This is a genomic window from Mycobacterium sp. 236(2023) (assembly GCF_029623955.1).
GTDB lineage: Bacteria > Actinomycetota > Actinomycetes > Mycobacteriales > Mycobacteriaceae > Mycobacterium.
On the sequence record NZ_JARSBP010000004.1, the window covers coordinates 580,131 to 598,708 of the forward strand.

An 18,578-nucleotide genomic window follows, 5' to 3' on the forward strand; every position below is an offset into this window, starting at 1 on the left:
ACACGCTCCGAATCACTTAAACGCTCCAAGCGAGACGGAACTTCGCCGCGAGCTCTTCGGGGGTGAGGTCGGCGAAGTTCTCGTGCTCGTACCGGCGCACCGCCACCACTGCATCGACCACTGCGTCGCCGAGGATGCCGCGCATTGTCGCCGATGAGTCGAGCCTGTCCAGGATCGCTGTCTGGTCGGTGGGCAACACCGTGATCCCGGCCTCGGCGCGGGCTTCCTCGGTGAGGCTTGACGGGTCCACCGGAACCTCAGCGGGCAACGTGAGTTGACGTTCGATGCCGTCGAGTGCGAGGCCGAGGATCGCCGCCGAGGCAAGATAGGTGTTGGCGGACGGATCGATGATCTTCACCTCGACGTTGGCGCCGTACGGGTTGGCCTCCCCGCCGGTCAGGTATCGCACTGCGGCTTCCCGGTTTTCGGTGCCCCAGCAGGCGTAGGCCCCTGCCCAACTCCCCGGCTGCATCCGCAGCCCGGACAGGATCGACCCACCGAACACGCCCTGGGCGTCCCCGAGACCGGCCAGCACGCCTGCGACGGCCGACGCCCCCTCGGCCGTCATCCCGCCCGGCCCGTCACCTCCCGAGAACAGCGGCACCCCGTCGCGGGTGAACGAAAAGTGTTGGTGCGCACCTGAACCCACGCTTCCGGCGAACGGCACCGGTGACAGGCTCACGCGCATGTCGTACTTGCGCGCGACGCGGCCGATGATGATCCGCATCAACGTCAGCTGATCTGCTGCGGCCATCGGCGGCTGCGGCGCCAGCGAGATCTCGAACTGGTTCTTGCCGTACTCGGGGTGGAACTGCTCGATCACCACGCCGGACGCGGTCGCCGCCGCGGTCACGTCGCGGACGAAGCCTTCGTGTTCGAGCACACCGGCCAGGCCGTACTGCGCCCACAGGTGCGCGGGCAGTTGCGCGCCGTCCGGTCCGACGAGAACGAACTCGATCTCGTGTCCGACGAGTGCGTCGATGCCTGCCGCGGTCAGCGTGTCCTGGACACGCTGCAGCGTTCCGCGAGTGCAGTACGGATCGGCAGTGCCATCCTGATGGAAGAAAGACCCAGGCGCCCAAGCCAATCCGTCACCGAGGATGCGCAGCGCGCCGAGATCGATCCGGATGCGCTGGTCACCCACGACGCCGGTGGACTCGCTGAAGACGATGCCCGCCTGGTCGACGGTGAACACATGCCAGACGGGGCTGGCACCCAGGCCGGGTTCGGCGAACGCTCCCATCCGGCGCAGCGGGACGGTTTTCGCGTGGATCAGCCCCGCAGGATTCACCACGGTGCCGATCAGCGTGGCTACACCGTCGGCCTCGAGTTGGGCGATGGCTGCAGCGGCGAGCGGTTTGGCGGCCATGTCAGCCATTCTGCCGCCGACCGGCTCGACTTACAGCGTGATCTTGCAGGTCTGCCCGATGTCGAGGGTGCGCAGCATCCGGCCCATACCCACCCACATGGCACACGAGATCGCCAGGTCGGTCAGTAATTCGTCGTCGAAATGGGCCGCGGCACGCTCCCAGAAGTCCTCGTCGTCGCGCAGTTCGGTGTGATCGGTGGCGAAGCGGTGCGCGAACTCCATCGCGATGCGCTCGGCGTCGCTGTAGCCCGGCCACGTCCGCCACTGCGTCGCGTAGTCGTAGAACTCTTCGCTGATGCCGTTGGCCTCGCCCTCGGAGTCGCGCGTGTTCTGGCACACCACGCACTCGTTGGCGTACGCGATCACGATCCGCGCAGCCTCGCGGGTCCGCATCGGCAGCCGGCTCTTCGTGTAGACGGCGTTCGTGAACTGGGCCATCGCGGTGCCCAACTCCGGCGACTTCACGGCGAATGCCGTCACGTCGTCGTCCGAGAAATCTCCAATGCGGCTCATATCGGCAGCGTACGCGCCGGGACCCCGGAATTGGAACGTGTTTCACTTTCCTGCCGTGGCGAGCTCCGCACGGTCGTCGTCCCAGTCGCGCTGCACCAGCAGCCGCTGCGCGATCCGCTCCAGGGCGGCTTCGACTTCGTCGCGGTCGGGCCGTCCCTCGAAGTTCGGCGAGGTCTCCAACTTCTCCACGATGCGGCCGACCAGCGCCGAGGTCGCCGAGGCGACCTGCTGGGCACCTGACTGGGTGAGCCAGAGCTGGTCTCCGGTGCGCAGCGCGTGACCGCACTCGACGAGCCGGTCGAACGTCGGAGACAGCACCTCCGGCGGCAGCCGAAGTCGCTCCGCCATCTGACTCAGTCGCGCCGAACCGAACACCTGACCCTGCCGGTAGATCTGGATCAGCGCCCACAGCAGCGCGATGTCGGACTCGCAGCCGTGCGTGCCTGCGATGCTGCGCAACTTGATCTCCGGCGAGTGCCGGACCAGACGCCCGACGGCCGTCTCGAGAAGCTTCTCCGGGTCCTCGGACGACGGCATGCCGAAACCCTCCCCCATGTCCAGCGCCGCGGTCGTCTCGATGTCGCGCAGCGGCACCTGCTTGAGCGTCAGTGCCACCAGGAAACCGATGACCGCAACCGGTGCCGCGCACAGGAACACCAGGCCCAGCGAATCGGAGTAGGCCTGCACGATCGGCGCGGCGACGGCGTCGGGCAGCCGGTGCAGGGCCTGCGGGGACTGTGCCGCCTCGGGCGGCGCTCCGCCCGCTGCCAGTGCGCCGACAATCCGCGCGTCCAGAAAGTTGGCGAACAGCGAGCCGAAAATGGCTGCGCCGAACGAACTTCCGATGGTGCGGAAGAACGTCACCCCCGACGTCGCAACGCCCAGGTCGGAGAACGTCGCGGTGCTCTGCACGATCAGGACCAGAACCTGCATGCACATCCCGATCCCGGTGCCCAGCACGAACAGGTAGACGCTCTGCTGCCAGACCGGCGTGGTCGCGTCCATCTGGGACAGCAGAACGAAGCCCAGCGTCATGATGGCGGTGCCGGCGACGGGGAAGATCTTGTACCTGCCGGTGCGGCTGACGAGTACACCGCTGCCCATCGACGTGAGCAGCAGCCCGCCGACCATGGGCAGGGTGCGCAGACCGGACTCAGTGGCCGAGACGCCGTCGACGAATTGCATGAAGGTTGGCATGAACGTCAGTGCGCCGAGCATCGCAAAGCCGACGATGAACGACAGCACGCAGCAGACGGTGAACACCGGGCTCGCGAACAGCCGGATCGGAAGCACGGGTTCCTCGGCGCGCAGTTCGACTCGGACGAACAGCGCCAGCGCGACCGCCGAACCGACGAACAGCCCGATGATCATCGGTGACGACCAGGCGTATGTGCTGCCGCCCCAGCTGGTGGCCAGCGTCAGGCCGGAAGCGCCGAGGCCGATCAGCACGATGCCGGCGTAGTCGATCACCGGGCGGGTGCGCCTGCTCAGCGCAGGGATGGTCGCCAGCGCGACGATGAGCACGACGATGCCGATGGGCACGTTGATCCAGAACGCCCAGCGCCACGTCAGGTGGTCGGTGAAGTAGCCGCCCAGCAGCGGCCCGATGACGGTGGTGACGCCGAAGACGGCACCGAGCGCCCCCTGATAGCGGCCGCGATCGCGCAGCGGGATGACCTCGCCGATGAGCGCCGTGGCGGTGACCATCAGCGCGCCGCCGCCGATGCCCTGCAACGCGCGCGACGCGACGAGCATCTCCATCGACGACGCGATCCCGCAGAGGATCGAGCCGACGAGGAAGAACATCACCGCGGCACCGAAGATGACCTTGCGGCCGAACAGGTCGCCGAGCTTGCCGACGATGGCGGTCGCGATCGTCGACGCCAGCAGGTAGCTCGTGACGACCCACGACTGATGACCAGCGCCGCCCAGATCGGCGACCACCGTCGGCAGGGCCGTCGCGACGATCGTCTGGTCCAACGCCGCCAGCAGCATGCCGAGGACGACGGCGACGAAGATGATGTTGCGGCGCTGTGAGCTGACGGGTGCTGAATCGCTCGGCGCTGTGTCTGGTGGAGCCTGCATACCTGCCTCCCTGGAAACCGCCTTCACGTTAGAACATCGTTAGATGACCTATGAAAGTTACGGTACCCAGGAAGCAGGTTCCCTCGGGCGCGCGGCCCGAACCGCTACTGGGGTGGGCGGGACACGCACTGGGCGAGATACAGCTCCTCGCCCAGCTTGTTCATCAGCTCCAGTTGGGTTTCGAGGTAGTCGATGTGCAGTTCCTCGTCGGCGAGGATCTCCTCGAACAGGGAGGCCGACGTCGCGTCGCCCTTGCTGCGGCACATGATGACGCCGGGCCGCAGGCGGGCCACGACCTCCTTCTCGATCTCGAGGTCGGCCTCGAACTGCTCGCGCACGGTCTGCCCGACCCGCAGCGAGAACAGGCGCTGATAGTTCGGCAGGCCGTCGAGGAGGAGAATTCTGTCGGTGATCTTCTCCGCGTGAACCATTTCTTCGAACGATTCTTTACGCGTGTGCTCTGCCAATTCGGTAAAGCCCCAGTTGTCCTGCATCTTGGAATGCAGAAAGTACTGATTAATCGCCGTCAATTCGCTCGTCAATTGCTCGTTGAGCAATTTCAGAACCTCGGGATCGCCTTGCATGACGTGCTCCTAAACACTGGGGGCTGATTCGGTGCGCTATCTGCACGGGCTGCGTGCCAGCCCTTTCAATCTAGTGCATTTCCGACCGTAAAACCGCGCCGCAGTGGCGGTTCGGCGACCGATTTCGGGATCTTTTGGGATGTTGAGTCCCAGATCAGGGCCATGGTCTGGACTGCCTACGCTAAGTAAGGTTAGACTGCGCTAACCGTTTCGCCGGACTAATAGGTAAGGGTAACCAATGGGTGAGTACAGCCTCCACTCATTCATCCTTGCCTGCGATTTCCGGGTCGACGACGTGGATTTGATGTGGAAATGGCTGAACAAGCATCGAGATGGCCTGTACTCGATCGGCGCCCACCATGTCGTGCTGTACGAATCCATATGGGAGCCGCGCCGGGTATTGGTGACCATCGGCATCAGGCAGGCCCATTCCATTCGGGACGTACTGAGTTCACCCGCAATTTTCGAATGGTTCGATATTTCCGGCGCTGATGACATCCCGCCGATCTTCGGTGGTGAGGTGGTCGAGAAGATCAACCTGGACGGCGACGACTCCGAAGGGCACGTCGGCCGGGTCGTCGTCGGTGTCATGTCGTCGGTCGAAGACGTCGCGACGCTGATGGACAAAGTGCACGACGGACTGGAGCGGTTCAAGCAGGGCGGCGTCCGCAAGATCTGGGTCTACCGGGCGCTCGACGACGGTCACGAGGTCCTGATCCTCCAAGAGATCGCCGACGAGAGCAGTGCCCGGCAGTGGATCGAGCACCCCGACGCCGCGGCCGAATGGATGACCAACGCAGGCATGGGCGCCTACCCCACCCGCTTCGTCGGCAGGTTCGCCCACCTGATGAGCGTTGGCGAGCAGGTGTAGCGATGTTCGTCTGCCTGTGCACCGGAACCACCAGCCACGTGGTCAACGAAGTCGTGGCCAACGGTGCACGCACCTCCCGCGAGATCGCCGAGGCCTGCGGGGCCGGCGGCGACTGCGGACGGTGCAGGCGCACGCTGCGGGCGATCATCGAATCCCATTTCCAGGCCGTCGATCGCGCGCGCGAGAGCGTGCTCTAACTCTTTCCGGTGAACTCGGCGAGCGCGGCCGCGTTGGCAACTCCGCCGAGCAGCTCCTGGAAGTGCGCGTTTTCGCGCTGGGTCGCCGCTGCGATCTCGGCGCGATATGGCGCCACGATCGTCTTCTTCACCGCGACCAGGCTCGGAATCGAGCGCGAGGCAAGGATTTCGGCGTGCCTACGGGCCTCCGGCAGCAGATCGTCGGGCTCGCAGACTTTCCAGGCAATACCCATCTCCTTGGCTTCGTCGGCGCCGACCCATTCCGACGACAGCAGCAGCCAAGCCGCGTTCTGCCTACCGATCAGCTGCGGCAACAGATATGACGACGCCGCCTCAGGTGCGACGCCCAGGCTGGTGAACGGACACTTCAACCGGGCCGCCGTGGACATGAAGACGAGGTCGGCATAGCCGAGGATCGTCGTGCCGATGCCGAGGCCGACACCGTTGACCGCGCAGATCAACGGCTTCGGCAGATCGATGAGCGCGTCGATCATGGTCGTGAAATGGCTGCCCTCCGTGGTCAGCGAACCGTCGGCGATACCCGCCTGCATCTCCTTGAGGTCGTTGCCCGCGCTGAACGCCCGCCCGGCACCGGTGATGATCACGACCGCGACGTCGGGGTCCTCGGCGGCGTCGCGCAACGCCGTCGCGGTGGCAAGGTAGAGCTCCTGGTTGAACGCGTTGAGTGCGTCGGGCCGGTTCAGGACCAGGGTGCGGACGCGGTTCTCGTCGCTGATCTGCAGAGTCACGGCGGTGAGCCTATCGCGGCGCGTCGAACGGGCTGCGCAGCACGTAGCGACTCGTCGGGACCGTGTCGACATTCTGATTGGCGCCGAATGCCGTTGTGCTGGCTACCATCTTGGTCATCCGGTCACTGAGGTCGGCGTCGTCGGCGGCCCCGAAGAACGCGTGCAGATCGGACGTGGCCTCGATCGGAAACAGTTCCTCGACGATCGCGTCGATCCGCGGCGCATCGTCGGTGAGGGCCCGCACCACGGTGTTCTGCGTATAGCCGAACGTCGACTGGGTGTCGATCGCGACCTGGGTGTGGTCGCGATGCCAGCGGTGCAGCCACGTCGTCTCGTCGAGTTCTGCCGGCCTGCGGAGCAGCGCCACGTTCGCGAAGCCGGGCGTGCGCTCACCGGGATCGGTACGCGGCCCGGAAAGAGGCACCGATTCAGTCACCAGATAGGCGGCCACTTGGTCGCACAGCTCACCCAAAAACGTTGTCGCGCCGCGGATGTGGTCCCCATAGTACTGCGGGGTCCAGACGCTCACCAACGCGATCACAGGGGGGTCGAGCGTGGTCAGCGTCATCAGCGAATCGGCGACCGCTGCATCGCGGACATTGACCGTCACGCCGGGTGCGCCGCTGTCGAGCAGCGTTGCGGCGACATCGGTGCGCAACCGGGTGCACCAGGCCTCGTCGCCCGGCTCGCCCCGCATGGCGATGATGACTTTCTCCACCCCGCGAACATAGCCGGGTCAGAATGGACAGATGCTCAAGGGTCTGGCGCTCAAGCCGCTGCTGCCGGACCTTGCTGCGCTCCTGCGCTGCCTGATCGGCGTGGTGGTCGTCGCCGTGGTCGCCGTCAAGTGGGGGCCGGCAGGGTCGGTGACGGCCGTCGTCGCCTCGTCAGCCATCGCGGGTGCTACCGCGTTCCAGGACAGCCCGCGGTCGCGGGTGCCCTTCGTCTATCTCGTGTCGACGCTGTCCGCTCTCGCCGTCCTCCTCGGCGCGCTCACATCCTCACTCACCGCCCTGCTCGTCGTCGTGGTGGCGCTGTGGTGTTTCGGAACGGCGATGCTGTGGTCGCACGGTCCGAATGCCGGTCTGATCGGCGCCGCGTCGGCAGCTCTACTGGTGACCGCGCCGCCGGTCGCCCCGTCGTTGGCGACGACGCTGGGCACCGCGGCCCTGGCCTTCGCGGGCGGGCTCACCCAGGCGCTGGTGATCGCGCTGTGGCCGCCGCAGCGCTGGCGCACCCAACGCGACGCATTGGTGCGGGCCTACGGATCACTGGCCACCGACGCGAGACGACTCGGCAACGGCAGCACGGCCGAGGGCTGGGCCGTCGACACCGAACCGCTGGTCTCACTTCGGGAGGCGTTCACGACAGGTGACGGCACCAAGCGGCGACGATCGGCGGAGCACCGCGGCTGGTACGCGCTCCCGGAGCGGATCGCTGCGACGCTGACCGATACGGCAGGCATGCCCCGGTCGGACCCGCTGTCGCGCGTCCTCTCCGAAGCCGCGGACACCATGGCGGCGGTCGCCGACACCAGCCGCTCCGGCCGCGTCGGCACAGACGTCGCCATCGGTCGCTTCGACAGTGTCGCCAGAGAGGCGGTGGGCCCTGAAACAGGGGTCGTGCAACGACTCTCGGCGCTGTTGCACGAGGCCGCGGCGATGCGACTTGGTGACTTCGTCCCATCCACCCCGGACGCCGTCCGGCTGCGGCGGCCAGAGCTCCCGAGCTCGGTTCGTTCCGCCGTCCAGGGCATGCGCAGCCACCTTGCCTGGCACTCGCCGGTGTTTCGCCACGCCGTGCGGCTTGCGGTCGCCGTCGCGCTCGCCTGCGGTGTCGAGCGTTACGCCGAAGTCCCGTACGGCTATTGGATACCGCTGACAGTGTTGATGGTTTTGCGCCCGGAGACCGCACACACCTACACCCGTTGCGTGGGCCGGGTGTCGGGCACCGCCGCCGGCATCGTCATCACCTCGACGGTGCTGTTCGTCGTCGACCCGTCGATCGTGGCGTCGGCGGCGCTGGCCGTCGTCGTCATCGGCATCGCGTACCTCGTGTCGGGTCTCGGGTATGTCGCGATATCGGCGGCGGTCACCGCCGCGGCGGTGTTCCTGCTCGACATCGGCAGGGCCGGCCTGCCGCCGTCGATGAGTGACCCGCTGGTGGCCGTACTCGTGGGTGGGGCGCTGGCCGTGATCGCTCACGTCGTCTTGCCCGACGATGAGCTGACGCGGCTCGCCCAGCGGGCGGGCGAGCTTCTCAAGACCGAGATCGACTATGCCGCAACGGTGATCAAGGGGTATGTGCACGAGTCGGACAATCCGGCCGACGAGGTGACGTCGGCATGGCAGCGCGCGTACCGGGCCAGGGCGGCGTTCGAGGCGACGACGGGAGCCATGCGGATGGAGTCGCGCGATCTGCGCCACTGGCTGCGTTCGTATCGGACGGCGCTCAACGCCGTCACCAGTTCGTGCACGACGCTGGAATCGCATCTGCCGGACCGCCCGGTCACCACCGACCGCGAGTTCGTCCTCACCGTGGACGAATACGTCGAAGCCCTGTGCGGAGACCCACCGACCGCGGCATCGCCGTGGACCGTCGACGCGTCCGAATTGGGCGCCGCCGAGCAGCGGTTGCGGGAGGCGGTGCCCAGGCACGGCTCCGAAGATGCCCCCGCGCGCGTCCTCGTCGCCGAGGTGGGTGCGATCACCCGCAGCTTGTCGGCGATCTCGGTCAGCCCCGCGCCCACCGCGGCTCGATGAACACCGCCTCGGCCTCCACGGTGATCCCGGTGTCGTCGGCGATGTGGCCGGTGGCGTAGGTCTTGAACCCGTCGGTGTGGGTGATCCGGGCCTCGGAGTGCAGCTTGCCAAGGGGCGTCAACCGCCGGTAGCGCACGGTGATCGTGCCGGTGAGGCGATGGACCCCCGGCTTGCTCGCCGCGTCGCCGAGCACGTGGTCGAGGATCTTGGCCGAGACTCCGCCGTGCACATGTCCGGGCGGACCCTCGAATGCGGCGCCCAGATAGAAGTCGCTCCAAGCCGATCCGTCTTCGCCCTTGTGGATCACCAGCGGTGGCGCTGTTGGGTTACGCACGCCGATCACCGCATTCCCCCACGGCATCGACTGACCTTCGGCACCGAACTGGATTCCGAACGCCCCCTCGCACTGTGCGCCGCGCAGTCGGGCCGTCGCGGATTCGATCTCGGCCTTGGCCGCGGCAACGGCGTCGGGGCCGACCTCGGTGCGGATGGTCGCGTCGATCAGTTCGCGCACCGATTCGGTGAGGGGTTCATACATGGCTCGCAGCCGTGCGATGTCCGCGGCGCCGAGTCCGTCGACGTGGGTGTAGTCCAGCACCCCTCGACTAGAACACGTGTCAATCTCTGTGTCACTGCGGGGGTGGTCCGACGAGGAGATCACGGATGAGCGGCCGGGCCCAGCGGATGAGTTCGGAGTGCCCGAGTGATGTCGCTGCCGGCGCTTCGATCGCGTAGCGCGTGGTCGCCAGACCGATCACGAGCGAGCCGATCAGCACGGCCCGCGGGACCGGGTTGTCGGGCGCGACGGCGGCCAGCGTGGGCGCCACCTGCGTGGCGAACACGCCCCGCATGGTTTCGGCGGCTTCGGCGCTGGTCATCGCGGCACGCAGCAGAGCCACGAACGTCGTGTCGCGTTCCCACACCGCGAAGAATCGTTCGAGCAGAGCGTCTGCCATCGCATCGGGCCCGAGCCCCCTGAGGTCAGGCAGGTGCAGCGTGAATTCCGCTGCGGCGGCGAACAGTCGCTGCTTGTTGCCGAAGTAGCGGATGACGAGCGCCGCGTCGACGCCGACGTCGGCTGCGATCGCCCGCAGGGTCGTCCGTTCATAACCTTCTGCGCCGAATCTCGCGCGCGCTGCGTCCAGAATGTCGGCTCGCGTGGCTGCGGCGTTGCGTGCTCGGGTCATCGGCCCAGCATATGTCACCGACCGTTGACATCTATGTACGGCGGGCTATGGTTCAAGTCAACAGCCGTTGACTTGAAGGAGTGATCATGAATGCTTCCGAGATTTCCGTCCTGATCGTCGGCGCAGGCCCGACCGGCCTGACTGCGGCGCTGGAGTTGTCGCGCCTCGGCGTCGCGGTGCGCATCGTCGACCGCGCGAAGGCCGCATCGCCGGAGTCGCGGGCGCTGGCCGTTCAGGCGCGCACGCTGGAGCTGCTGCGGGTGCGCGGCGTCGGCGAAGCCATGCTTCGGCTGGGTAACAGGGCACACGCCGCCGCGCTCTACGCCGAGGGGCGAAAGCTGGCGCCGATCGAATTGCACAGAATGTCAAGCCAATTCAATTTCATCCTGATGCTTGCGCAGTCGGAGACGGAACGACTGCTGGCCGAGCAACTGGAGCGCCACGGCGTCAAAGTCGAGCGTGGCGTCGAGGTGACCGCAGTGCGGGATTCGACTGCGGGCGTTGATGTCACGCTCTCGAGTGCAGACGCTGAGGAGTCGGTGCGGGCGTCGTACGTCATAGCCGCAGACGGTCCGCACAGCACGTTGCGCAAGTCTCTGGGTCTTGGATTCCCGGGGCGCACACTCCCCCAGAACTATGTGCTGGCGGATCTGCACATCGACGGTGAGTTTGCGCAGGACCAGGTGTCGATATTCCTGGCTACCGACGGCTTCGTCGCGGTGTTCCCGATGGGCGACGGGCGATTCCGGTTGATGGCGACCGATCCCGACGGTGTCGTGGCAGGCGATCCTGCCGTCCACGAGATTCAACAGTTGTTCGACCGGGTGGTGCACGTTCCTGCGCGCCTGCACGCGATGAACTGGAGTTCGCGGTTCCGCATCAACAGCAGGCACATGAAGTCGCTGAGGTCGGGCCGGGTGTTCTTCGGCGGTGACGCCGCGCACGTCCACAGCCCCGCGGGAGGGCAGGGGATGAACCTCGGCATCCAGGACATGATCAACCTGTCGTGGAAGCTCGCGATGGTGCTCGACGGGCGCGCGAAACCTGAACTGCTCGACACCTATTCGGCGGAGCGGCTGCCAGTGATCCGCAAGCTGATCCGGTTCACCGAGATCGGTACGCGGGTCTTCAATTCGACGAATCCCGTGGTGCACGCGATGCGTATCCGCATGGCACCGAAAGCGCTGGGGCGGGACCGAATTCAGAACGCGGCCGCGTCGATGTTCGGGCAATTGTCGGCTGACTACCGGGGTCGCGGATTCGGCGAGGGCGACCGGGTGCCCGATGTCGACGGGCTGTACGACGAACTCGACCTGGGCGCGCTGACACTGTTCACCGATGACGGTGCTGTCGTCGATGCTGCCCGTCGGTGGAATGGGGTAGTGACAGTGCGCGGCGGCCGGTCTGAAGGCTGGATGCTGGTCCGCCCGGACGGCTACCTTGCGGCCTCGGGGACGGACGGTGCCGAGCTGGCTCGCTTTCTGGAGCAGTGGTTCGTCGCGCAGGCCCGACTTGTCAGTAGTTCGAACTAGTGTTCGATTCATGGATGCGGTGTCGGACGCTCTGGCGGGGATGGGTGAGCAGATCACCATCCTGTCGAAGGCGTGCGATGAGTTGTCCCACCGCGAGCTGATCAGGCTGTTGTCGGAGCTGGCGACGGTGACCCGCACGATCCCGGCCGTCGAGCATCGGGTGCTGGCGCGGCTGCTGGCAGAGACCGAACCGCACCGGTTGGGTGAGGCGTCGTGGAAAAAGGTCCTGACCACCGCTCTGCGGATCTCGGGGAGAGAGGCGGGGCGCCGGTTGGTGCGGGCCAAAACCCTGGGACCGCGGCGGGCCATCAGCGGGGAACCGATGCCGCCGTTGTGGGAAGCCACCGCCGCCGCCCAGGCCCAAGGCCTCCTCGATGAGGAGCATGTCGCGGTGATCGCGAAGGTCCACCGGGCACTGCCGACGTGGGTGGATGCCGGCACCAGGGCGCAGGCCGATGTGGAGTTGGCGCGCCAGGGCGCGGGGCTGGACCCGGAGAACCTTGCTGCAGCGGCCCGGTATTTGTTGGTCAAGATCGATCAGGACGGGCCCGAGCCGTCGGACAAGGAACGGATCCGTCGTCGTGGGTTGCGGTTCGGGCGCCAGCAAGCCGACGGCTACAGCCGGGTCAGTGGCTGGATGACCGCCAAATGCCGGGCGATGGTGGAAGCGGTGTGGGCCAAAGAAGCCGCACCCGGACACAACATCCCCGTCGAAGAACTCGACGGTGCGGTAGGTGTCGATGCGACGGCGGAGGACGCCGTCGACGATCAGCCGCCAGTCCCCGACACCGCCGAGGACGAGGCCGGCGGCGCCGAGACGACGGATCCTGCGACCGACGGCGACCCCGTGACCGACGATCACGATCCGTCGCCGCAGCCGCTCGGCGCCGATCCCCGCACTCAAGAGCAGCGCAACCACGACGCCTTCGAAGCCCTTGCGTGCCGGGCCCTCGAAGGCGGGCTCGGCGATCACAACGGCCTTCCCGTCACGGTGATCGTGTCCACCACGTTGCAGGAGTTGGAGAAAGGCGCCGGCGTCGCGGTCACCGGCGGCGGCAGCCTGGTGCCGATGCGCGATCTGATCCAGATGGCCGCCAACGCATTCCACTACCTGTACGTCTACGACCAGCACACCGAACAGTCGCTCTACCTCGGCAGGGCTAAAAGGTTGGCCAACCCCGCCCAGCGCATCGTCCTGCACGGCAAGGAGCGCGGCTGCACCCGACCCGGCTGCACGGTGTCCGGGTATTGGGCCCAAGTGCATCACGCGGTCGCGGATTGGAAAGACGACGGACAGACCAACATCGACGAGCTCACCTTCGCCTGCGGCCCCGACCACCGCATGCTCGACAAAACGGGTTGGCGCACCCGCAAGAACGCCACAGGCCACACCGAATGGCTCCCACCACCAGACCTCGACACCGGCCAACATCGCGTCAACGGCTACCACCACCCCGAGAGATACCTGCTCCCCGAAGACGACGAGGGCCCGTAAAACTCTGTCGGGCAGTGGTTTACGGAGATTATGTCGTCCGGTGGCCGGGGGTGCTCGGCGGCGCGTTGATGCGCGAGCGGCGTTTAGTGCCTACCCTGGTGTGCCATGGCAGCGCCGACGGAAAGACCCTCGCGGCTTGTGCTGCCCGCGACGTTGGTCGAGGTGACCGCGCATCGGCTCCGGGAAGCCATCCTCTCCGGTGAGCTCTCCCCCGGCGAGAAAATTGTCGAAGAGCAGCTGTGCGCAGACATCGGCATCAGCAGGGCGCCGCTGCGGGAAGCGCTTCGACTGCTCGCGCAGCAGGGTCTGGTCGAGCATCTCCCTCGCCGTGGCTCACGGGTCGCCGAGTGGTCACCCAGCGACATCCTGCAGCTGTTCGAACTGCGCAACGTGCTGGAGCGCCACGCCATCGAGACCGCACTGCCGCTGCCCGATCCCGGTCACGACCTCGAGCCGGTGCGGGCAGCGCTCGAACGCATGGACGCATCCTCGGACGCACTCGACCGTGACGACGCGCACCGGGCTTTTCACGCCGCCGTCGTGGGTTTGGCGAACAACCGCCAACTCGACATCGCGCTCGAGCCGATCCTGCTGAAGCTGCAGCTGCCGATGGCCAGAAACCTGCGCGAGGAGGCCCGCCAGCATGCGCGCGACGACGGCGCCGGCCGCCACAAAGCCATCCTGACAGCGCTGGAAACCAACGACGCCGCCGTCGTCGTCAGCGCGATCCGGGACCACGGACACCTGGACTACCTCGGGCTCGGATGATCGCTTACACAAACGACACATAGCCGACCCGAGTTCGCCATGATTCTGTCGACAATCGACATATATGGCCAACGATCTCCACGGACCATCCGTCGGGCCCTCCGTCGCCGAAATCCTCGCTTCGCACGCCAGCGGGACGGGCTCGCCCGCCAAGACCGCCGCCCGGGTCGCTGACGCCATCGCGGCACGCGGCGACGACGGCACCTGGCTGTCGGTAATCCCCCGCGACGAATTGATTTCCGCCGCAGAGGAAATCGAACGTAGGCCAGGCGCCCGCACGCTTCCGCTCTACGGCGTGCCGTTCGGCGTGAAGGACAGCATCGACGTCGAAGGCCACCCCACAACCCTGTCGTGTCCCGCCTACTCCTACGTCGCCGCATCCACTGCGCCCGCGGTCCAGAAGCTCATCGACGCCGGGGCGCTGTATGTCGGCAAGACCAACCTCGACCAATTCGCGACCGGGCTCAACGGCACCCGCACACCTCATACGATTCCGCGCAGCGTCTACGGCAACGAGATGATCTCCGGCGGCTCGAGTTCCGGCTCGGCACTCGCCGTGGCCCTCGGCCAGGTGTCCTTCGCGGTCGCCACCGACACCGCCGGATCCGGACGTGTGCCTGCCGCACTCAACGGCGTCGTCGGCTACAAGCCGTCGCGCGGTCTCATCAGCACCGTCGGCCTGGTGCCTGCGTGCAAATCACTGGACTGCCTGAGCGTCATGGCCGGGTCCGTCGACGACGTCGACCGGGTGCTCGACATCATGATCGGGCGCGACGACGACGATCCGTGGTCGCGCGACCGGGGACCGCGGTTCACCGGCGAGACGATCCGCATCGGGCTGCCGCCCGAGGCCGAGCTCGAGTTCTTCGGCGACGAGGACATGCGCCTGGCGCACCTGGCCTTCCGTGAGCACCTCGCCCGCACACACACGACGTTCGAGGTGTCTCTTGCGCCGTTCCTGGCTGCCGGGGCGCTGCTCTACCAGGGTCCGTGGGTGGCCGAGCGTCTGGTCGAGTTCGGTGATTTCCTTGCTTCCCAACCGGACTCGATCCATCCCGTCGTGCGGCAGATCTTCGAAGGTGGCTACAAGTACAACGCGGTCGACACCTTCGCGGCGTTGCAGAAGCTGCAGGAACTCAAGGCGATCGTCGGGCGCCTGTGGCAGCAGATGGACGTACTGGTGGTGCCGACGATCGGAACCACGTTCACCGTCGAGCAGGTTCTCGCCGCACCCATCGACTGCAACACCATGCTCGGCCACTACACGCACTTCGGCAACCTGCTCGACCTGCTCGGGGCGGCGATCCCGTTGGGTGTCACCGCGGGCGGGCGGCCTTACAGCGCAATGCTGCTCGGCAACGCACTCAGCGACGACACCGTGCTGCAACTGGCCGCGCAGATTCTCGACGAACCACGCGCGATCCGACCGACTCGCCTCTCTCCATCGCCGTCCACCGCCTCATTGCCTGCCCAGGAGCACCTGTGAACCACACCGTCGACGTACCCGCCGAACCGTCCCCGTTCGCTCTGGTCGCAGACAAGACCGCACTCATCGTCATCGACATGCAACGAGACTTCCTGCTTCCCGGGGGCTTCGGGGAGAGCCTCGGTAATGACGTCGACCAGCTGCGGAAAGTTGTTCCGCCCCTTGCGGCACTGATCGCTGCAGCCCGCGAGGCGGGTGTGATGGTCATCCACACACGCGAAGGGCACCAGCCGGACCTGTCCGACTGCCCGCCGGCCAAGCTCAACCGCGGGGCGCCGTCCAAGCGCATCGGCGACCCGGGCAAGTACGGCCGCATCCTGATCCGCGGCGAGTACGGTCACGACATCGTCGACGACCTGGCGCCCATCGACGGCGAGGTCGTCATCGACAAGCCCGGCAAAGGCGCGTTCTACGCCACCGAGCTGTCCGACGTGCTGACCGAAGCGGGCATCACGCAGTTGCTGGTCACCGGCGTCACGACCGAGGTGTGTGTGCACACCACCACTCGGGAAGCCAACGATCGCGGCTACGAGTGTCTCGTCGTATCCGACTGCGTCGGTTCGTATTTCCCCGAGTTCCAGCGTGTCGGCCTGGAAATGATCAAGGCGCAGGGCGGCATCTTCGGATGGGTCGCCGACACGTCCGCCGTCATCCCCGCGCTTGCCCAACTCACCGTCTCCGCAGCCTGAGAGGAAAACCGATGAGCACCGACGTCACAAACCATCCGCCCGCCGACCCCGTCGAACCCTCGGCGGCCAAACCCGTTGCGCTGCCGTGGTGGACGAAGGGTGACACCAACGCCTTCTTCGGCCTCGGCTTCAACATCCTGGTCAACGTCCTCACCCTGACGGGCCTGATGATCGGCGTCATCGCCGTCCCCGCCGGCGACGTACTCGGTACCGTGCTTCCCGCTCTCGGCGTCGCGCTGATCCTCGGCAACCTGTACTACACGTTCCTCGCACGGCGACTCGCCAAGCGCGAGAACAGAACCGACGTCACCGCTCTGCCCTACGGGCCGAGCGTCCCCCACATGTTCATCGTCGTGTTCGTCGTCATGCTGCCGGTGTACCTCGCTACCGATGACCCGATCCAGGCATGGCAGGCGGGCCTGGCGTGGGCCTTCCTGATCGGTGTCATCGTCATGATCGGCGCCTTCGTCGGCCCCTACATCCGCATGCTGACCCCCCGCGCCGCGATGCTCGGCACGCTGGCCGGCATCTCGATCACCTTCATCTCGATGCGCCCCGCCGCCCAGATGTGGGAGGCGGCCTGGATCGGTCTGCCCGTGCTGGCGATCATCCTCATCGGCTTCTTCACCAATGTCAGGCTCCCGGGCGGCATTCCGATCGGACTGGTGGCGCTGCTCGTCGGAACCGCGATCGGCTGGGCGGGCGGCTACATGTCGGCTCCTGACGTCGGCGAGGCATTCAGCAACATCGCCATCGGCATCCCCGATATGCGAATCGACATGCTGTTCAACGGTCTAACCGACCTGGCGCCACTGCTCGGCACCGCGATCCCGCTCGGTGTCTACAACTTCACCGAGGCGATGAGCAACGTCGAAAGCGCTGCCGCCGCAGGCGACAACTACAACCTGCGCAGTGTCCTTCTCGCCGACGGTGCCGGCGCCGTGATCGGCTCGGCCTTCGGTTCGCCGTTCCCGCCCGCCGTCTACATCGGACACCCCGGATGGAAGGACGCGGGTGGACGGGCCGGCTACTCGCTGGCCAGCGGTGCGGTGATCGGAATCTTCTGCTTCGTCGGGCTTTTCGGAGTTCTTGCCGCGCTGCTACCGGTGCCCGCGATCGTCCCGATCCTGCTCTACATCGGTCTCCTGATCGGCGCGCAGGCGTTCCAGGCGGTGCCCAGACTGCACGCCATCGCGGTGGTTGCCGCTCTGCTGCCCAACCTTGCCGAGTGGGGCAAGACGCAGATCGACAACGCGCTCAACGCCGCAGGCACCACCGCGAGCGAGGTGGGCATGGAGGCGCTCAACGGGTCCGGCGTCGTCTACGAGGGTCTCAAGACACTCGGCGAGGGAGCGGTGCTCAGCGGCATGCTGCTCGGCACGATGGTCGTGTTCATCCTGGAGAAGAAGTTCCTCTACGCCGCGATCGCGGCGGCCGTGGCTGCCGTGTTGTCGTTCATCGGCCTCATCCACGCACCCGAAGTCACCTGGGCCGCAAGTCCGTCTGTCGCACTGGGCTACGTGTTCTTCGGGCTGGTGTGCGTGGCGTTCTCGTTCCTGCCCGGGGCCAAAGACCCCGTGCAGCTCGACGAGAGCGATGTGGTGGCCGGCCACTGACTACTCGGCAGGTAGCCCCGCTTCGATGGCCGCGGCCTGCTTGTTGGCGATCTCGGTGGCGATGTCGACCGGCACCGGGTCGCCGGGGGCGCTTTCGAAATTCAGGCTGACGAGTGCCTTGCCCGAACTGAACAGGATGACGGTCACCTCGCGGGTGCCGTCAGGAGAAGTACCGGCGGCGATCACGCCCTTGTCGCCGACCTCGACCGGTTCGGGTGCGCCGGTGACGACCTCGCTCATCGTGGCGGTGTTGCTCTCGAGGTTCGAGGCGGCGGCGGCGACGTCGGGGAAGACCAGGATGGTGTCGATGATTCGCTGGTCGCTGTCGGCGCTCTGGTAGACCTGCGCCGCGCCGGGGTTGCCGCCGGGGTTGAGCTGGATACCGCCGGGCGTCTGGATGTTGGAACCCATCTCGGTCGGCGGCAGGAGCAGGGAGCCGTATTCGCTGGGTTCGGCCGGGGCGCTCGTCTCTTCGGCTGTGGTCTCCTCGGCAGAAGTTTCCGACGGGCTGGCCTCTGCCGATGTGCTCGAGGCGCTGCTCGACGTCTCGGACGCGGGCTCCTCGCTCTTGCTGCAACCGGTCAACGTGGCGCCGATGGCCAGGGCGGCGATGGTCAGGCCGGTGGCAGAAACGCGTGCGATATCCATTCAGAACCCTCTCGTTCAACGGCCCGC

18 protein-coding genes are annotated in these 18,578 nt (G+C 66.7%); 9 read left to right on the plus strand and 9 right to left on the minus strand.

Annotation, left to right across the window (positions count from 1 at the left end; translation table 11 throughout):
* Positions 1 to 16 precede the first annotated feature (16 nt).
* The 4 genes from P9A17_RS19635 to bfr form a co-directional block, all read right to left on the minus strand.
* Entirely contained in the window at positions 17 to 1,378 is a 1,362-nt protein-coding gene (locus P9A17_RS19635; protein WP_278040368.1) for a glutamine synthetase family protein, read from the minus strand.
* 21 nt (positions 1,379 to 1,399) lie between these two features.
* Complete coding sequence (locus P9A17_RS19640; RefSeq protein ID WP_278040369.1) at positions 1,400 to 1,882, minus strand: carboxymuconolactone decarboxylase family protein; 483 nt, start codon at positions 1,880 to 1,882, stop codon at positions 1,400 to 1,402.
* 42 nt (positions 1,883 to 1,924) lie between these two features.
* Entirely contained in the window at positions 1,925 to 3,967 is a 2,043-nt protein-coding gene (locus P9A17_RS19645; protein WP_278040370.1) for an MDR family MFS transporter, read from the minus strand.
* Between the two features lie 104 nt (positions 3,968 to 4,071).
* Complete coding sequence (gene bfr / locus P9A17_RS19650; protein WP_278040371.1) at positions 4,072 to 4,551, minus strand: bacterioferritin; 480 nt, start codon at positions 4,549 to 4,551, stop codon at positions 4,072 to 4,074.
* A 238-nt stretch (positions 4,552 to 4,789) separates the two neighbouring features.
* On the opposite strand from bfr, the gene P9A17_RS19655 reads away from it, so the two are divergent.
* Positions 4,790 to 5,422 carry a fatty-acid--CoA ligase gene (locus P9A17_RS19655; RefSeq protein ID WP_278040372.1) on the plus strand — a complete coding sequence of 211 codons (633 nt, stop codon included), beginning with the start codon at positions 4,790 to 4,792 and terminating at the stop codon, positions 5,420 to 5,422.
* Between the two features lie 2 nt (positions 5,423 to 5,424).
* Positions 5,425 to 5,619 carry a (2Fe-2S)-binding protein gene (locus tag P9A17_RS19660; protein ID WP_278040373.1) on the plus strand — a complete coding sequence of 65 codons (195 nt, stop codon included), beginning with the start codon at positions 5,425 to 5,427 and terminating at the stop codon, positions 5,617 to 5,619.
* Here the strand turns inward: P9A17_RS19660 and P9A17_RS19665 are convergent.
* The gene (locus P9A17_RS19665) at positions 5,616 to 6,368 is read right to left on the minus strand and encodes an enoyl-CoA hydratase-related protein (RefSeq protein ID WP_278040374.1); all 753 of its coding nucleotides are present in this window, start codon (positions 6,366 to 6,368) and stop codon (positions 5,616 to 5,618) included. The genes P9A17_RS19660 and P9A17_RS19665 overlap by 4 nt on opposite strands.
* A gap of 10 nt (positions 6,369 to 6,378) precedes the next feature.
* Positions 6,379 to 7,086: an EthD domain-containing protein gene (locus tag P9A17_RS19670; protein WP_278040375.1), complete on the minus strand. Its 708-nt coding sequence runs from the start codon at positions 7,084 to 7,086 to the stop codon at positions 6,379 to 6,381.
* A 31-nt stretch (positions 7,087 to 7,117) separates the two neighbouring features.
* Here P9A17_RS19670 and P9A17_RS19675 point away from each other — a divergent pair, with 31 nt between their 5' ends.
* A complete protein-coding gene (locus P9A17_RS19675) occupies positions 7,118 to 9,130 on the plus strand; it encodes an FUSC family protein (RefSeq protein ID WP_278040376.1) in 2,013 nt (670 codons plus the stop codon).
* Here P9A17_RS19675 and P9A17_RS19680 read toward each other — a convergent pair.
* Entirely contained in the window at positions 9,102 to 9,728 is a 627-nt protein-coding gene (locus tag P9A17_RS19680; RefSeq protein ID WP_278040377.1) for a PaaI family thioesterase, read from the minus strand. The two genes, P9A17_RS19675 and P9A17_RS19680, sit on opposite strands and share 29 nt — an antisense overlap.
* Positions 9,729 to 9,759: 31 nt before the next feature.
* Positions 9,760 to 10,317: a TetR/AcrR family transcriptional regulator gene (locus P9A17_RS19685; RefSeq protein ID WP_278040378.1), complete on the minus strand. Its 558-nt coding sequence runs from the start codon at positions 10,315 to 10,317 to the stop codon at positions 9,760 to 9,762.
* An 86-nt stretch (positions 10,318 to 10,403) separates the two neighbouring features.
* Here P9A17_RS19685 and P9A17_RS19690 point away from each other — a divergent pair, with 86 nt between their 5' ends.
* From P9A17_RS19690 to P9A17_RS19715, 6 genes are all read left to right on the plus strand, one after another.
* Positions 10,404 to 11,849, plus strand: coding sequence for an FAD-dependent oxidoreductase (locus tag P9A17_RS19690; protein ID WP_278040379.1), 1,446 nt, complete (start codon positions 10,404 to 10,406; stop codon positions 11,847 to 11,849).
* A 10-nt stretch (positions 11,850 to 11,859) separates the two neighbouring features.
* Complete coding sequence (locus P9A17_RS19695; RefSeq protein WP_278040380.1) at positions 11,860 to 13,344, plus strand: HNH endonuclease signature motif containing protein; 1,485 nt, start codon at positions 11,860 to 11,862, stop codon at positions 13,342 to 13,344.
* 105 nt (positions 13,345 to 13,449) lie between these two features.
* A complete protein-coding gene (locus tag P9A17_RS19700; RefSeq protein WP_278040381.1) occupies positions 13,450 to 14,112 on the plus strand; it encodes a GntR family transcriptional regulator in 663 nt (220 codons plus the stop codon).
* 64 nt (positions 14,113 to 14,176) lie between these two features.
* Entirely contained in the window at positions 14,177 to 15,598 is a 1,422-nt protein-coding gene (locus tag P9A17_RS19705; protein ID WP_278040382.1) for an allophanate hydrolase, read from the plus strand.
* Positions 15,595 to 16,287 (plus strand): cysteine hydrolase, encoded by a 693-nt coding sequence (locus P9A17_RS19710; protein WP_278040383.1) that lies wholly within the window; start codon positions 15,595 to 15,597, stop codon positions 16,285 to 16,287. Before P9A17_RS19705 ends, P9A17_RS19710 begins: the two co-directional genes overlap by 4 nt.
* 11 nt (positions 16,288 to 16,298) lie before the next feature.
* Positions 16,299 to 17,903: a regulator gene (locus P9A17_RS19715; protein ID WP_278040384.1), complete on the plus strand. Its 1,605-nt coding sequence runs from the start codon at positions 16,299 to 16,301 to the stop codon at positions 17,901 to 17,903.
* Here P9A17_RS19715 and P9A17_RS19720 read toward each other — a convergent pair whose 3' ends face one another.
* Positions 17,904 to 18,551 (minus strand): hypothetical protein, encoded by a 648-nt coding sequence (locus P9A17_RS19720; RefSeq protein ID WP_278040385.1) that lies wholly within the window; start codon positions 18,549 to 18,551, stop codon positions 17,904 to 17,906.
* Between the last annotated feature and the right edge of the window lie 27 nt (positions 18,552 to 18,578).

What these genes read in the sequence shown, in the direction of transcription:
- P9A17_RS19705 (WP_278040382.1), top strand. Translation starts at nt 14,177, where the DNA reads ATGGCCAACGATCTCCACGGACCATCCGTCGGGCCCTCCGTCGCCGAA.
- P9A17_RS19675 (WP_278040376.1), top strand. Translation starts at nt 7,118, where the DNA reads ATGCTCAAGGGTCTGGCGCTCAAGCCGCTGCTGCCGGACCTTGCTGCG.
- P9A17_RS19635 (WP_278040368.1), bottom strand. Translation starts at nt 1,378, where the DNA reads ATGGCTGACATGGCCGCCAAACCGCTCGCCGCTGCAGCCATCGCCCAA.
- P9A17_RS19690 (WP_278040379.1), top strand. Translation starts at nt 10,404, where the DNA reads ATGAATGCTTCCGAGATTTCCGTCCTGATCGTCGGCGCAGGCCCGACC.
- P9A17_RS19655 (WP_278040372.1), top strand. Translation starts at nt 4,790, where the DNA reads ATGGGTGAGTACAGCCTCCACTCATTCATCCTTGCCTGCGATTTCCGG.
- P9A17_RS19720 (WP_278040385.1), bottom strand. Translation starts at nt 18,551, where the DNA reads ATGGATATCGCACGCGTTTCTGCCACCGGCCTGACCATCGCCGCCCTG.
- P9A17_RS19640 (WP_278040369.1), bottom strand. Translation starts at nt 1,882, where the DNA reads ATGAGCCGCATTGGAGATTTCTCGGACGACGACGTGACGGCATTCGCC.
- P9A17_RS19685 (WP_278040378.1), bottom strand. Translation starts at nt 10,317, where the DNA reads ATGACCCGAGCACGCAACGCCGCAGCCACGCGAGCCGACATTCTGGAC.
- P9A17_RS19660 (WP_278040373.1), top strand. Translation starts at nt 5,425, where the DNA reads ATGTTCGTCTGCCTGTGCACCGGAACCACCAGCCACGTGGTCAACGAA.
- P9A17_RS19715 (WP_278040384.1), top strand. Translation starts at nt 16,299, where the DNA reads ATGAGCACCGACGTCACAAACCATCCGCCCGCCGACCCCGTCGAACCC.
- P9A17_RS19645 (WP_278040370.1), bottom strand. Translation starts at nt 3,967, where the DNA reads ATGCAGGCTCCACCAGACACAGCGCCGAGCGATTCAGCACCCGTCAGC.
- P9A17_RS19695 (WP_278040380.1), top strand. Translation starts at nt 11,860, where the DNA reads ATGGATGCGGTGTCGGACGCTCTGGCGGGGATGGGTGAGCAGATCACC.
- P9A17_RS19700 (WP_278040381.1), top strand. Translation starts at nt 13,450, where the DNA reads ATGGCAGCGCCGACGGAAAGACCCTCGCGGCTTGTGCTGCCCGCGACG.
- bfr (WP_278040371.1), bottom strand. Translation starts at nt 4,551, where the DNA reads ATGCAAGGCGATCCCGAGGTTCTGAAATTGCTCAACGAGCAATTGACG.